Raw genomic sequence first — 14,181 nt, forward strand, 5'->3', positions numbered from 1 at the left:
GGGCCGTCGGAGGCCGGTCGCGCAGTTCCCCGCGCCCCTTCGGGGTGCGTGCACACTGGTCGTTGAAAAGCCGCTGTCCGGAGGGCTCCCTTGCGTCGCCGTCTCATCCAGTCCACCCTCGCCGTCGTGCTCGTGGTGATCGCCGTCTTCGGCGTCTCCCTCGTCATCGTCGAGAGCCGCACGATCAGCAACAGCGCCCAGGAGCGGGTGGACTCCGAGGCGGTGCGGCTGGTCGGCATCGTGGACACCCGGCTGCTCGGCCGCGAGGACGTCACCGCGGAGATCCTGCGCGACCAGGTCACCCAGGACCGCTACGCCGTGATCCGCATCCCGGGACAGAAGCCGATCGCGGTCGGCGAGAAGCCCAGCGGTGACGTCATCCACGCCGAGGAGCGCGGCGAGGGCGGCGAGACCGTCCGGGTCGAGGAGCCGCGCTCCACGATCACCCGCGAGGTCGGCCGCACCCTGCTGATCATCGGCCTGGTCGCGCTGCTCGCGGTCGTCGCGGCGGTCCTGCTGGCCATCCGCCAGGCGAACAAACTGGCCTCCCCCCTCACCGACCTCGCCGAGACCGCCGAACGCCTCGGCTCGGGCGACCCCCGACCCCGCCACAAGCGCTACGGCGTCCCGGAGCTCGACCGGGTGGCGGACGTCCTGGACTCCTCCGCGGAACGCATCGCCCGGATGCTCACCGCCGAGCGCCGTCTGGCCGCCGACGCCTCCCACCAGCTGCGCACCCCCCTCACGGCGCTGTCGATGCGTCTGGAGGAGATCACCCTCACCGACGATCCCGACACGGTGAAGGAGGAGGCGACGATCGCCCTGACGCAGGTCGAACGCCTCACGGACGTCGTGCAGCGCCTGCTGACCAACGCCCGCGACCCCCGCACCGGCTCCGCCGTCTCCTTCGACCTCGACGAGGTCATCCAGCAGCAGCTCGCCGAATGGCGCCCCGCCTACCGCAGCGTCGGCCGCGCCATCGTCAGCTCCGGCAAGCGTCACCTGCGGGCGGTGGGCACCCCGGGAGCGGTCGCCCAGGTCCTCGCCGCCCTGATCGAGAACTCCCTGATGCACGGCGGCGGCACGGTCGCCCTGCGCACCCGGGTCACCGGCAACCAGGCCGTCATCGAGGTCACCGACGAGGGCCCCGGCGTCCCCGCCGACCTCGGCGCCCGCATCTTCGAGCGCACGATCAGCGGCCGCAACTCCACGGGCATCGGCCTCGCGGTGGCCCGGGACCTCGCCGAGGCCGACGGCGGCCGGCTGGAGATGCTCCAGGCCCAGCCCGCGGTCTTCGGCCTCTTCCTCTCCCGCACGGCGCCCCGCAAGCGGACGTCGCAGGACGAGGAACCGATGGTCAGGTAGGACCCGGCAACGGGTGGCCGGTGGCCGGTACCCGGTGCGGGGGCGTCAGCCGACGCGCTGGCGGGCCTTCGCCTTGCGGGCCTGCTCCCCGATCAGGGACTCCTCCGTGAGGAAGGACTCGGCGCTGGCCACGGTCTCTTTCGCGGGCAGGGCACGGAACACCCACGTCCGGTACGACCAGAAGCGGAACAGCGTCGCGACCCCGATGCCGAGGAACTTGAACACGTTGCTCTGCAGCGGGCTGTCCCAGCCGAACCCGTAGGTCGCCGCGAACAGCAGACCGTTCTCGATCACCAGGCCGACCGCGCTGAACAGCAGGAACAGCGTCAGTTCCTTCGTACGCCCGCTCTTGTCGCGGTCACGGTAGGTGAAATACCGGAACCCGACGTAGTTGAAGACGATCGACACGACGGTCGCGATGACACTGGCCCGCACCACGGGCAGGTCCGTGAGGTGCCGCACGAGGTTGAACACGCCGAGGTTGACCAGCACCCCGGCACCGCCCACAGCCCCGAATTTGACCAGCTCACGGGCTACCGCCCGCAGCCGTCCTTGCCCCGAGGAACCATGCGCCATGGTCGTACAGGCCCCCGTCCGGGTCTCGATTGCGTCAACCCAGCCATGCTAACCACCACTCTTGTCGGTTTCCTGTGCTCCGCCTCACGGGTCGGGAACGGGTCGGGAAGAACGCGGCAAACAACGGGTATGAGCCGGGCAAGAGACCGGTGGGAGCGCCGGACGCCCGTCCCGGCGGGCGCGGGCTCCGGCCCAGGTGACGCGGCCGATACCCTGGGGGCGTGACGTTCCCGGTAGTCGGCATGGTCGGCGGAGGCCAGCTCGCTCGTATGACACACGAGGCGGGCATTCCGTTGGGCATCAGGTTCAAGCTCCTCAGTGACACCCCCCAGGATTCCGCGGCGCAGGTCGTGAGCGATGTCGTCATCGGCGACTACCGCGATCTCGACACGCTGCGCGACTTCGCGCGCGGGTGCGATGTGATCACCTTCGATCACGAACATGTCCCCACCGAGCACCTCAGGGCGCTGGAGGCGGACGGCATCCCCGTCCGCCCCGGCCCCGACGCGCTGGTGCACGCCCAGGACAAGGGTGTGATGCGCGCGAGGCTCGACGCGATCGGCGTGCCCTGCCCACGGCACCGCATCGTGACCGACCCACAGGACGTGGTCCGGTTCGCGGCCGAGGGCGACGGCTTCCCCGTCGTCCTGAAGACGGTCCGCGGCGGCTACGACGGCAAGGGCGTATGGGTGGTGGAGACCGCCGAGGAGGCGGCCGACCCGTTCCGCGCCGGCGTCCCCGTCCTCGCCGAGGAGAAGGTCGACTACGTCCGCGAACTCGCGGCCAACGTCGTGCGCTCCCCGCACGGCCAGGCCGTCGCCTACCCGGTCGTGGAGTCCCAGCAGGTGGGCGGCGTCTGCGACACGGTCATCGCGCCCGCCCCCGACCTGGACCGCGCCCTCGCCCTGCGGGCGGAGGAGATGGCCCTGCGCATCGCCAAGGAACTCGGCGTCGTCGGCCATCTCGCCGTCGAGCTGTTCCAGACCCACGACGGCCGCATCCTCGTCAACGAACTCGCGATGCGCCCGCACAACTCCGGTCACTGGACCCAGGACGGCGCGATCACCTCCCAGTTCGCCAACCACGTCCGCGCCGTCCTCGACCTCCCCCTCGGCGACCCGCGCCCGCGCGCGCCCTGGACGGTCATGGTCAACGTCCTCGGCGGCGACTTCCCCGACATGTACTCCGCGTACCTGCACTGCATGGCCCGCGACCCCCAACTCAAGATCCACATGTACGGCAAGGACGTGAAGCCGGGCCGCAAGGTCGGCCACGTCAACACCTACGGCGACGACCTCGACGACGTGCTCGAGCGCGCCCGTCACGCAGCCGGCTACCTGAGAGGCACGATCACCGAATGAGCCCCGTTGTTGGCATCGTGATGGGTTCGGACAGCGACTGGCCCGTCATGGAGGCCGCCGCCCAGGCCCTGGACGAGTTCGAGATCGACTACGAGGTCGACGTCGTCTCCGCGCACCGCATGCCCCGCGAGATGATCGCGTACGGCGAACAGGCCGCCGACCGCGGGCTGAAGGTGATCATCGCCGGGGCCGGCGGCGCCGCCCACCTGCCCGGCATGCTCGCCTCCGTGACCCCGCTCCCGGTCATCGGCGTGCCCGTCCCGCTGAAGTACCTGGACGGCATGGACAGCCTGATGTCCATCGTGCAGATGCCGGCCGGCGTCCCCGTCGCCACGGTCTCCGTCGCCGGCGCCCGCAACGCCGGACTGCTCGCCGCCCGGATCCTCGCCACCCACGACGAGGACCTCCTCGCCCGGATGCGCGACTTCCAGCAGGAACTCAACGACCAGGCCACCGAGAAGGGCAAGCGCCTGCGCGCCAAGGTCGAGGGCGCGGGCGCCGGCTTCGGCTTCGGGAAGTGACCGCCTTGACCTCACTCGAGGCAGCCCGGGACCTCCTCGCCGCCTTCCCCGTCGTCGACGGCCACAACGACCTGCCCTGGGCCCTGCGCGAGCAGGTCCGCTACGACCTCGACGCCCGCGACCTCGCCGTCTCCCAGGCCGCCCATCTGCACACCGACCTGCCCCGGCTGCGCGCGGGCGGCGTCGGCGCGCAGTTCTGGTCGGTGTACGTCCGCGCGGACCAGCCCGACCCGGTCCCGGCGACCCTGGAGCAGATCGACTGCGTACGGCAGCTGATCGACCGGCACCCGGCCGACCTGCGCGCCGCGCTCACCGCCGCCGACATGGAGGCGGCGCGCGCGGAGGGCCGTATCGCCTCCCTGATGGGCGCCGAGGGCGGCCACTCCATCGCCAACTCGCTGGGCACCCTGCGCGGCCTGTACGCGCTCGGCGTGCGCTATCTGACCCTCACCCACAACGACAACGTGGACTGGGCGGACTCCGCGACCGACGAGCCGAGGGCGGGCGGCCTCACGGCGTTCGGCCGCGAGGTGGTGCGCGAGATGAACCGGCTCGGCATGCTCGTCGACCTCTCGCACGTGGCCGCCACCACCATGCGCGACGCGCTCGACGCCAGCTCCGCGCCGGTGGTGTTCTCGCACTCCTCGGCGCGCGCGGTCTGCGACCACCCCCGCAACATCCCCGACGACGTCCTGGAGCGCCTCCCCGCCAACGGGGGCGTCGCCATGGTGACGTTCGTCCCGAAGTTCGTGCTCCAGGCCGCCGTCGAATGGACCGCGGCGGCGAGCGAGAACCTGCGCGCCCACGGCTTCCACGACCTGGCCACCACCCCCGAGGCGATGAAGGTCCACCAGGCCTTCCAGGAGTCGCACCCCCGGCCGGTCCCCACGGCCGCGACCGTGGCCGACCACCTCGACCACATGCGCGCGGTGGCCGGCATCGACCATCTGGGCATCGGCGGCGACTACGACGGCACGGCCTTCACGCCCGACGGCCTGAACGACGTCTCCGGCTACCCCAACCTGATCGCGGAGCTCCTCGACCGCGGCTGGTCCAGGGCCGACCTCGCCAAGCTGACCTGGCAGAACGCCGTACGGGTACTGGGCGCGGCGGAGGACGTCTCGCGCGAGCTGCGCGCCACGCGGGGCCCGTCCAACGCGACGATCGAGTCCCTCGACGGCTGAGCCGTACCCCGGTGGGCGGGCCGTACCCCCGAACGCCCCGCCCACCAGGAAGCCTCCCCGCCCCCGTGCGACGGTGGCCGTACCGCCGAGCGACGTACGGAGACCGTCATGGCCGACCTCCAGGACGAACTGCACGACCCGCCCGAGGTCCAGGAACCACCGGTCCCCCGCACCGATCCGCACACCCCCGGCGCCGATCCCGGGCCCCGCCCGCCGCACCCGCCGCCGGACGCCGCTCCCGCCGACCCCCTGGAGCGGGCCCACGCCCTGCTGGCCCGGTGGCCCGTCGCCGACGGCTACAGCGGGCTGCCGCGGGCGTTGCGGGAGCTGCCCCGGTACGACCTCCAGCTCGGGGAGAGCGCCGTCGACACCGATGTGCCGCGGCTGCGGCGCGGCCGGGTGGGGGCCCTGTTCTGCGCCCTGCACCTGCCCGACGGGCTCGCCTCCGACCGGGCCCTCGGTGCCACCCTGGAGCAGCTCGACCTCGCCCGCGCGGTGGTCGCCGCCCACCCGGAGGGGCTGCGGCTCGCCCGGACCGCGGGGGAGGTCCTCGACGCCCGCAACTGCGGCCGGGTCGCCGTCGTCCTCGGCCCGGCGACCGCGGCGGCCCTGGACGACTCCCTCGCCGTCCTGCGCGTGCTGCACTCCCTGGGACTGCGCGTCCTCACCCTCGCCGGCACCTCGTGGGCGGGCGAGGCGGGGCTGACCCGGTTCGGCGAGGAGGCGATCCGGGAGATGAACCGGCTCGGCGTCCTCGCCGACCTCTCCGGCGCCTCCGACGCCACGGCCGGCCGCGCCCTCGCCCTCTCCCGCACCCCGGTGCTGGCCACCCGCTCCGCCGCCCGCGCCCTGCGCCCGCACCCCGGCAACCTCCCCGACGCACTGCTCGCCGAGCTGGGCGCGGCCGGGGGCGTGTGCATGGTGCCGATGAGCGAGGAGCAGACCGGGCCGGCCCTGCGGGACGTCGCCGACCACCTCGACCACGTCCGCGCCGTCGCGGGCCCCGGGAGCGTCGGCCTGTCCGGCGCGTACGACTCCGGCGCCGCCCACCCCCGGGGCCTCGCCGACGCCTCCGGCTACCCCCATCTGATCGCGGAACTCCTCGACCGCGGCTGGCCGGAGCCCGACCTGGCCCTGCTGACCTGGGGAAACGTCCAGCGCGCCCTGCGCACCGCCGACTTCACCGCCCGCGCGACCCAGGAACGCAAGGCTCCCTAGGGTTGCTCGATCTCAGGGATGCTCGATCTCAGGGATGCTCGATCCGGCAGAGGCAGAAGGGATGGCCCGCCGGATCGGCGTACACCTGGAAGTCCTTCTTCTCCCGGTCCTCCAGGTCCAGCGGACGCGCCCCCAGCGCCAGCACGCGCTCGTGCGCCGCGTCGACCTCCGCCCAGGTGGCGCCGGCGTCGAGGTCGAGGTGGAACTGCTGGGGGTTGCGGTCGGGGCGCGGCCACTCGGGCGGCGTGTACCCCTCGACCTCCTGGAACGCGAGCCGGGGACCGCCGGGGACCTGGAGGACGTACCAGTCCTCCTCGCCCTCCTCGGCCCAGGGGGTGCCGCCCAGGAGCCCCGCGTAGAACTCGGCGAGGGCGCGCGGGTCGGGACAGTCCAGCACGACGGAACGGAAACGTACGACGGATGCCATGGGGGACAGGTGCCCGCACCGTCGCCCGGCGTAACTCACAGGAGATCGACAGGCGGTCGCAGGGGGAGTTCACGCCGCAGACGGCACCCGGGTACGGCAGAATGCACACAGACGCCGGTTCGGCCGACTGAGCCTCGGCCGAACCGGCGTCACCCTGCGTTCAGGCCGGCCCGCTCACGCCGTGGGGCGGCCCATCGCCCGGTAGGTCCAGCCCGCCGCGCGCCACACCACCGGGTCCAGCGCGTTGCGCCCGTCGAGGACCAGCCGGGCCGCCGCCACCTCGCCCAGCGCCGCCGGGTCCAGCTCCCGGAACTCACGCCACTCCGTCAGGTGCAGGACGATGTCGGCGCCCCGTACGGCCTCCAGGGCCGAGTCGGCGTAACCCAGCGTCGGGAAGACCCGCCGGGCGTTCTCCATGCCCTTGGGGTCGTAGACGGTCACCTGGGCGCCCTGGAGGTGGATCTGCCCCGCCACGTTGAGCGCGGGGGAGTCCCGGACGTCGTCCGAGTCGGGCTTGAAGGTGGCGCCGAGCACCGCGACCCGCCGGCCCAGGAAGGGCCCGCCGCCGAGGGCCTCCCGGGTCAGCTCCACCATCTGCCCGCGCTGGCGCATGTTGATGGAGTCGATCTCCCGCAGGAAGGTCAGCGCCTGGTCGGCGCCCAGCTCACCGGCGCGGGCCATGAAGGCACGGATGTCCTTGGGCAGACAGCCGCCGCCGAAGCCGATCCCGGCCCGCAGGAACTTCCTCCCGATGCGGTCGTCGTGCCCGATGGCCTCCGCCAGCTTGGCGACATCGCCGCCGGCGGCCTCGCACACCTCCGCCATCGCGTTGATGAAGGAGATCTTCGTCGCGAGGAACGAGTTCGCGGCGGTCTTCACCAGCTCGGCGGTCGGGAAGTCGGTGACGACGAACGGCGAGCCCTCCTGCACCGGGGCGGCGTACACCGTCCGCAGCAGCTTCTCGGCGCGCTCGCTGCGCACGCCGACGACGATCCGGTCGGGGTGCAGGGTGTCCTGGACGGCGAGGCCCTCGCGCAGGAACTCCGGGTTCCAGGCCAGCTCGGCGTCCGCGCCGACGGGGGCCAGCTCGGCGATGGTGCGGGCGAGGCGCTCCGCGGAGCCGACCGGCACCGTCGACTTGCCGACGACCAGGGCCGGCCGGGACAGGTGCGGGGCGAGGGAGCCGATCGCGGCCTCGACGTACGACATGTCGCAGGCGTACTCGCCGTGCTTCTGCGGGGTGTTCACACAGACGAAGTGCACATCGCCGAAGGCGCCGACCTCGGCCCAGTCCATGGTGAAGCGCAGCCGGCCGGTGGAGCCCTCGATACCGGCGACGTGCCGGCGCAGCAGCTCCTCCAGCCCCGGCTCGTACATCGGGGTCTCGCCGCGCTCCAGCTTCTCGATCTTCTCCTTGACCACGTCCAGGGCGAGCACCTCGAAGCCCAGCTCGGCCATGGCGGCGGCATGGGTGGCCCCGAGATAGCCGGTGCCGATCACGGTGATCTTGAGGCTCATGGATGCTCCAGGAAAGTAAGCCGGGGGTGCGCGCCCGAGCATATCCGGGCGGGTCGGAGCCCCTCGCCGGACGCTTTCCCTCCCAGGCTTCCCCCTGTTGTCCAGCTCACGTGTCAGACGCGCGGTCGGGCCTCTAAAATTTGAGTTACTTAACGGTAATTAGCGTCGGTAGCGCTAGCGTCTTTGGAGCGTGAGCAATCGTGGCCGGATCGGCTGACTTCGACCTGTACCGCCTGTCCGAGGAGCACGACATGCTCCGGGACGCCATCCGCTCGTTGGCCGAGGCGAAGATCGCGCCGTACGCCGCGGCGGTGGACGAGGAGGCCCGGTTCCCGCAGGAGGCGCTGGACGCGCTGGTCGCGAGCGACCTGCACGCGGTGCACGTACCCGAGTCGTACGGCGGCGCGGGCGCCGACGCCCTGGCGACCGTGATCGTCATCGAGGAGGTGGCCCGCGCGTGCGTGTCCTCCTCCCTCATCCCGGCGGTCAACAAGCTGGGCTCGCTCCCCGTCATCCTCTCCGGCTCCGAGGACCTGAAGAAGAGGTACCTGACACCGCTCGCCAAGGGCGACGCGATGTTCTCGTACTGCCTCTCCGAGCCGGACGCGGGCTCGGACGCGGCCGGCATGAAGACCAAGGCGGTCCGTGACGGCGACCACTGGATCCTCAACGGCGTGAAGCGCTGGATCACCAACGCGGGCGTCAGCGAGTACTACACCGTGATGGCGGTCACCGACCCCACCAAGCGCTCCAAGGGCATCTCGGCCTTCGTGGTCGAGAAGTCCGACCCGGGCGTCTCCTTCGGCGCCCCGGAGAAGAAGCTGGGCATCAAGGGCTCCCCGACCCGCGAGGTCTACTTCGACAACGTCCGCATCCCCGCCGACCGCATGATCGGCGAGGAGGGCACCGGCTTCGCGACGGCGATGGCGACCCTCGACCACACCCGCATCACGATCGCCGCCCAGGCCCTCGGCGTCGCCCAGGGCGCCTTCGACTACGCCAAGGGCTATGTCCAGGAGCGCAAGCAGTTCGGCAAGCCGATCGCCGACTTCCAGGGCATCCAGTTCATGCTCGCCGACATGGCCATGAAGATCGAGGCCGCCCGCCAGCTGACCTACGCGGCCGCCGCCAAGTCCGAGCGCGGCGACAGCGACCTCACCTTCCAGGGCGCCGCCGCCAAGTGCTTCGCCTCGGACGTCGCGATGGAGGTCACCACGGACGCGGTCCAGCTCCTCGGCGGCTACGGCTACACCCGCGACTACCCGGTCGAGCGCATGATGCGCGACGCCAAGATCACCCAGATTTATGAGGGCACGAACCAAGTCCAGCGGATCGTGATGGCAAGGAACCTTCCCTAGCAGGGTTTTTGCAGGTCAGGAGCTGTTTCGACGGTCCGGAGGGGCACCCTCGGGTTTCCGTCCGTTGCGGCCCGATCAGGGCCGTTCCTGGGCGTCATGCTGGGGGAATCCTGGGCAGACGTCGGGCTGAAAACGGCTACTGACCTGCACAAACAACACGGCCCCCGGCATGACGCCGGGGGCTGTTGTCGTACGCGGATCAGGCGACCTCTGACGCCTCCGTCGGGTCGTCGGCGCCGGGCGTCAGCATCGTTGCGATGGCGGCCCGGCCACGCTGCTCGGCTCCTTCGAAGATGTAGTGGTAGTGCTCCCTCAGCACGTCCGTACTGCTGTGGCCCATCCAGTCGGCCACGTCGTTCTCAGGGATTCCGGCGTACAGCAGCCGCGACCCGTAGTAGTGCCGGAGTGAGTGCGCCTTGCAGTACTTCACCTGTCCCTTGCCCAAAGCCTCCATCCAGATCTTCGGGTAGAAGTACGACGCGTAGAGGTAGCCAGTCCGCGTCACGTTGGGGAAGAGAAGTCGCTCCGGCCCCCAAACGCCGTGGTTCCTGATGTGCCGCCGCAACTCGAATGCGACGTTCGGCGGGAGGGGGACGGAACGCCCTGGCTCGCCTTCGTCACGAGCCTTGATGTGCCGACGCTGGATCGCGCTGTTCTTCCCCGACTCGGTGTCTCCGTCCTCCGCAATCTGGAAGTCGACGCGAAGCGTCTCGGCCTTGAAGTCGATCTGATCGCGGGACACCGCCATGGCCTCACCCAGCCGCAGGCCGCACCCGGCCATGAGCCACAGCATCGCGCGGTATCGCGGAGGAGCGGCATCCAGCATCGCCAGAACTTCCCGCGTCGTGAGCCGCCTTGCGGTGCTCTTCTGCTCCCGGATCTCCTTGGCGCGGCTTCCTGCGCCCTTGACCCTCTTGCACGGGTTCCGGCCGATGATCTCGTTGGCAACAGCCCAGTCCATCATCCCTGAGAAGAACGAGAACCGCTGACGCCGTGTGCGGGCGGACAGCCTCCGGTCCTGCTCCATCCACAAGAGCCACTGCTCAACGTCAGCGACCTTCAGGGACACGATGGAACGGGCCTTGAAGAACGGCTCAAGAGTCGTCTTCTGGATGGACCGGTACTGCTTCTTGGTGCTGTTCTCCAGCTTCCTTTGATTCGTCCACTGCTCCCACACGGCCGTCACGGGCTGCTTGCCCAACCGGTCGTCCAGGTAGGTCCCGGCGTCGAGTTCCTGTTCCTTGCGCTTGCGCTGGTCGTCGGCTCGCTTCTTGGTCTCGAAGGTCTTCTGCCGCTGCTTGCCGTCTGGGTCGTACCAGTACGCCGTCCACTTCTTCGGGTCGTCCTTCGAACGCGCAACCCAAGCTCTAGCCACGGAGGTGCTGGCCTTTCTGTCCAAGGGGAGTGCTCGCCGATGCGCCGGGAGCACCTAACTTCAGGCTGAGCCTGTCCACCCTGTGTTGTCAACCCTAGGTGGAACACCCAGGGTGGTGTACTCTGAGGGTATGCGAGCAGATGAGAGCGGCTTCGAGATCGAGCAGCAGCAAGGGGGGTGGACGATTCGGATGTGGTGGCCCACAGGGCCCGTGGCTGGCGGGCCTCAACGCATCACCATCGAGTCGGCCGCCGACGCACCCGCGCGCGACGTGGCGCGGGGCATCTCCACGACCGTGCTGCGCAGGCTGGACCTCGCGGCGGCCCTGAACCTGGCCAAGATGGCACCGGAGGCTCAGAGCACCCTGGAGACCGCAGCCAAGAAGCTCACCGAGTCGGGTGAGGCGGCTGGGCTGCTGTTGGCCAGTGAAGGCGTCTCGGAGAGGTACTTGGCCATGCTCGCGTCTACATACAAGGCGATGGCGGACACAGGAGCGGTGGCCCCAGTGCGAAAATTGGCAGTCATGATCGGCCGTCAGCCGGAGACCATTAAGGACCACTTGAAGAAAGCTCGGCGCGAAGGCTACCTCAGCACTGTGGCAGGGAAAGCTGGAGGAGACCTGACCGAGAAGACATTGAGGGTCTTGGAATCCATGGGGAGCGGAGAGGACTAGCCTGCGCCACCGCTAGCTCTTAATTGCATATCAAAATTGGGCCTCCGAGGCGACTCGGGGGCTTTCTTTTTCTGGAGAGTCGATTGACCAAGCTGATGACCGTTGGTGATGTTGCCGATTACTTGAACAAGCCCCGGTCGTGGGTGTACGGGAATTGGAAGGACGAACAGATCCCGTTCCGGAAGGTGGGTCAGTCCCTCCGCTGTCGACCGGCTGACTTGGAAAAATGGCTGGACGAACAGAACTGAAGAATTGCCAATAGTGAACGCCCCCGAGGGAATTCGGGGGCTTTTTGTTTGCTGAGAGGACCACGTGACCAAGACGATTCCACCTGTGGACGAACCTGGCCAGGCCGAGCTGGAGCGCCGCGCGGATGCACTACTAGAGGTTGCCGGTGAAGAAGCATTCGAGGAATGGCCGAGCCTCTGGGTCGAGCAGACGGAAACGGAGTTCGAGCGGATAGCGATAGCTCATACCGGGATGGTCTCCCTGTGCTGGGCTCCCATCGTGGCGACTCTTCCCACATTTGATCCTGAGTCGAGCCAACGAGAGATGCAATCCGTCATGCAACAGCGCCCCGGTTTGGATGATCCGGACCACTATGGCGAATTGCTTTCTCTGCTCTCCGCAGCAGAGGAGGCGGGTGCGCGGCACGGTTCCGGCTACGTGGTGGAACGTAGGAACTATCCCCCAGAGTCCTGCCGATGGGTCGGATGCCGTGAGCCTTTGTACGCCTCGCAGGCGACACGGAAACGTGGACGCCCCCGGAGGTATTGCGAGACCCACCAAAAGCCCGCCAAGGCCCGTACGCGGCGTTTGAGGTATGCGGGCATCCAGGTGAGCCGGAACAGAAACCTTGTGTACGACTTCGATGGCCTGACGGAACAAGATCTGTCGGGCTACCGGGAAGTGTGGGGCCGTATCAACACCACAGGGACGTGACGTGGGGGAAGCCACCTCCGGGCGGCCTCCTCCTGTGTCGCATTAATTCAGAACAGTGGAGGAGCGATCCTCTGGGGCCATGCACACTCGGCGGTGTGCCTCTGGCACGGCCTGCGGGCTGGGCAGTTCCTAAGTCGTTATGAGGCTCTGCGGACACCTCCCTGTGAGAGGGACAACGTAGAGAAACACTCCTCCCTTTACTTCCTACTTGCATCGTTCACAGTGGGGGGTAAGGGGGGCAGTGTCTTCTCTTACGTTGTCCTCTTGTGAGGTATAGGGCCGCTCTTAGGCGGCCCTTCTCTCTACTTCTTCCCTTCACGTTTATTAGTTCTCTAGGAGGTGTCGCCATGAGCGACGCGGAACGGATTTTCGAGGCCACGCCGGCCGACCCTTCCGATTCCATTCGGGCCGAGGTCGAGCGGGAATATGCGGGGCAGTTGGCGCGGGCTGAACTCAAGAATCATGCCGCCCAGGTCGGAATCAATCTCCCTGACGGATTCACGGATTACCTCGACGCTTCCAAATTGCTTGGTGAAGATGGCAAGCCATCGACTGATGCCATGGATAAGGCCCTGGTGCCTTTCAAGCCCAAGGGCCCGACGTTTCCCCAACTTGTCGGGGCCGGTCACAACCGCGACGGCGGCCCGATTCCGGAGCGTCGCCGTGTTTCTCTCGATGTTCGTAAGCGATAATTAGGAGTACTTGTATGACTCTTGCCTACCAGCAGCCCGGAACCACCACTTTTATTCCCGAGATCTGGGATGCCGAACTTCTCGTAGCATTTGACCCGCTTCTGGTCTGGGCGTCTCCGTTCGTGGCGAATAACAAGTACGAAGGAGAGATCCGCAAGAAGGGCGATGTGGTTCACATCAACAGCCTTCTTCGGCCGACCGTGGGTGATTACACGATCGCCGACGGTATGACCGCACAGCGGCCGGAAACCGTGGATCAGAAGCTCACAATTACTGAGGCGAAGTACCTTCAGGTTCTTGTCGAAGATGCGGAACGGGTCCAGCTCGCTGGGGGCCTTGACTCGCCGATCAACCAGCAGATGATTCGAGCCCTGGCCCGTGAGGCCGACACCTTCATGGGCAACATCATCGCCACCGGGGCGACGGCGCTTCCGGCCATCGCGCCGACCGCCGACAACATCCCTCAGATCCTGTACAGCGCGATTCTGGACATGATGCTGGCCCTGGATGACAACGACATCCCGGCAGGCCGTTACGTGGTGGTCTCGCCGCGCGTGAAGCGATACCTCATCGAGCATCCGGCCGTGGCTAATGCTGCTGCCTACGGCGAAGGTGGCGTGACCGCCAATGGCGTTGTCGCCCGCCTCGCCGGGTTCACGATCCTGACCACTACGGCCATGCCCGCCGGTGTGGACATCGTGGCCGGTCACTCGGAGTTCGCCACCTACGCAAGCCAGTTCACGGGCTTCCGTGAGGGACAGTCGGAGAAGTACAGGGCTGACTACATCGACACCCTGCATCTGTACGGCGGCAAGATCGTGCGATACCCGGAGCTGGATACCAAGAAGACTGACAACACCTTTGATGAGTCGAAGCCGACCAAGGGAATTGCCAAGGCTGCTGTCACTTGGCCTACTGCCTAACCCTTGATTAGTTCGGGCCCCTGCCAACCAGCGGGGGCCCGTTCTTCT

The 14,181-nt window shown here is 68.5% G+C and carries 15 protein-coding genes; 11 read left to right on the forward strand and 4 right to left on the reverse strand.

Annotated elements, in window-relative coordinates; translation table 11 throughout:
• Positions 1 to 90: 90 nt before the first annotated feature.
• A complete protein-coding gene (locus ABZ490_RS20125) occupies positions 91 to 1,365 on the forward strand; it encodes an ATP-binding protein (RefSeq protein ID WP_358991763.1) in 1,275 nt (424 codons plus the stop codon).
• A 45-nt stretch (positions 1,366 to 1,410) separates the two neighbouring features.
• Here ABZ490_RS20125 and ABZ490_RS20130 read toward each other — a convergent pair whose 3' ends face one another.
• The gene (locus ABZ490_RS20130) at positions 1,411 to 1,941 is read right to left on the reverse strand and encodes a GtrA family protein (RefSeq protein WP_358991766.1); all 531 of its coding nucleotides are present in this window, start codon (positions 1,939 to 1,941) and stop codon (positions 1,411 to 1,413) included.
• Positions 1,942 to 2,162: 221 nt separating this feature from the next.
• On the opposite strand from ABZ490_RS20130, the gene ABZ490_RS20135 reads away from it, so the two are divergent.
• From ABZ490_RS20135 to ABZ490_RS20150, 4 genes are all read left to right on the forward strand, one after another.
• Entirely contained in the window at positions 2,163 to 3,302 is a 1,140-nt protein-coding gene (locus ABZ490_RS20135; protein WP_358991769.1) for a 5-(carboxyamino)imidazole ribonucleotide synthase, read from the forward strand.
• The gene (gene purE / locus ABZ490_RS20140; protein ID WP_358991772.1) at positions 3,299 to 3,823 is read left to right on the forward strand and encodes a 5-(carboxyamino)imidazole ribonucleotide mutase; all 525 of its coding nucleotides are present in this window, start codon (positions 3,299 to 3,301) and stop codon (positions 3,821 to 3,823) included. The genes ABZ490_RS20135 and purE overlap by 4 nt, the downstream gene beginning before the upstream one ends.
• Entirely contained in the window at positions 3,820 to 5,007 is a 1,188-nt protein-coding gene (locus ABZ490_RS20145) for a dipeptidase (RefSeq protein ID WP_358991774.1), read from the forward strand. Before purE ends, ABZ490_RS20145 begins: the two co-directional genes overlap by 4 nt.
• A 108-nt stretch (positions 5,008 to 5,115) precedes the next feature.
• Positions 5,116 to 6,225 (forward strand): dipeptidase, encoded by a 1,110-nt coding sequence (locus ABZ490_RS20150; RefSeq protein WP_358991776.1) that lies wholly within the window; start codon positions 5,116 to 5,118, stop codon positions 6,223 to 6,225.
• A gap of 28 nt (positions 6,226 to 6,253) precedes the next feature.
• Here the strand turns inward: ABZ490_RS20150 and ABZ490_RS20155 are convergent, their stop codons facing one another.
• Both ABZ490_RS20155 and ABZ490_RS20160 read right to left on the reverse strand, forming a co-directional pair.
• Positions 6,254 to 6,652: a VOC family protein gene (locus tag ABZ490_RS20155; protein ID WP_358991779.1), complete on the reverse strand. Its 399-nt coding sequence runs from the start codon at positions 6,650 to 6,652 to the stop codon at positions 6,254 to 6,256.
• 174 nt (positions 6,653 to 6,826) lie between these two features.
• On the reverse strand, positions 6,827 to 8,170 hold the full coding sequence (locus ABZ490_RS20160) for a UDP-glucose/GDP-mannose dehydrogenase family protein (RefSeq protein ID WP_358991781.1): 1,344 nt from the start codon (positions 8,168 to 8,170) through the stop codon (positions 6,827 to 6,829).
• A 200-nt stretch (positions 8,171 to 8,370) separates the two neighbouring features.
• Here ABZ490_RS20160 and ABZ490_RS20165 point away from each other — a divergent pair, with 200 nt between their 5' ends.
• Positions 8,371 to 9,528 carry an acyl-CoA dehydrogenase gene (locus tag ABZ490_RS20165; protein ID WP_358991783.1) on the forward strand — a complete coding sequence of 386 codons (1,158 nt, stop codon included), beginning with the start codon at positions 8,371 to 8,373 and terminating at the stop codon, positions 9,526 to 9,528.
• 199 nt (positions 9,529 to 9,727) lie between these two features.
• Here the strand turns inward: ABZ490_RS20165 and ABZ490_RS20170 are convergent, their stop codons facing one another.
• Positions 9,728 to 10,903 (reverse strand): site-specific integrase, encoded by a 1,176-nt coding sequence (locus ABZ490_RS20170; RefSeq protein WP_358991876.1) that lies wholly within the window; start codon positions 10,901 to 10,903, stop codon positions 9,728 to 9,730.
• A 130-nt stretch (positions 10,904 to 11,033) separates the two neighbouring features.
• Here ABZ490_RS20170 and ABZ490_RS20175 point away from each other — a divergent pair, with 130 nt between their 5' ends.
• The 5 genes from ABZ490_RS20175 to ABZ490_RS20195 all read left to right on the forward strand — a co-directional run bounded on the left by ABZ490_RS20175 (position 11,034) and on the right by ABZ490_RS20195 (position 14,133).
• Positions 11,034 to 11,576 (forward strand): hypothetical protein, encoded by a 543-nt coding sequence (locus ABZ490_RS20175; protein WP_358991785.1) that lies wholly within the window; start codon positions 11,034 to 11,036, stop codon positions 11,574 to 11,576.
• A gap of 95 nt (positions 11,577 to 11,671) precedes the next feature.
• Positions 11,672 to 11,824 carry a helix-turn-helix domain-containing protein gene (locus ABZ490_RS20180; protein WP_266409313.1) on the forward strand — a complete coding sequence of 51 codons (153 nt, stop codon included), beginning with the start codon at positions 11,672 to 11,674 and terminating at the stop codon, positions 11,822 to 11,824.
• Positions 11,825 to 11,888: 64 nt separating this feature from the next.
• Positions 11,889 to 12,518, forward strand: coding sequence for a hypothetical protein (locus ABZ490_RS20185; RefSeq protein WP_358991787.1), 630 nt, complete (start codon positions 11,889 to 11,891; stop codon positions 12,516 to 12,518).
• A 347-nt stretch (positions 12,519 to 12,865) separates the two neighbouring features.
• On the forward strand, positions 12,866 to 13,210 hold the full coding sequence (locus ABZ490_RS20190) for a hypothetical protein (RefSeq protein WP_358991789.1): 345 nt from the start codon (positions 12,866 to 12,868) through the stop codon (positions 13,208 to 13,210).
• 14 nt (positions 13,211 to 13,224) lie between these two features.
• Entirely contained in the window at positions 13,225 to 14,133 is a 909-nt protein-coding gene (locus ABZ490_RS20195; protein ID WP_358991791.1) for a hypothetical protein, read from the forward strand.
• Positions 14,134 to 14,181 lie beyond the last annotated feature (48 nt).

This window comes from Streptomyces sp. NPDC005811, from assembly GCF_040630405.1.
Classification (GTDB): Bacteria; Actinomycetota; Actinomycetes; order Streptomycetales; family Streptomycetaceae; genus Streptomyces.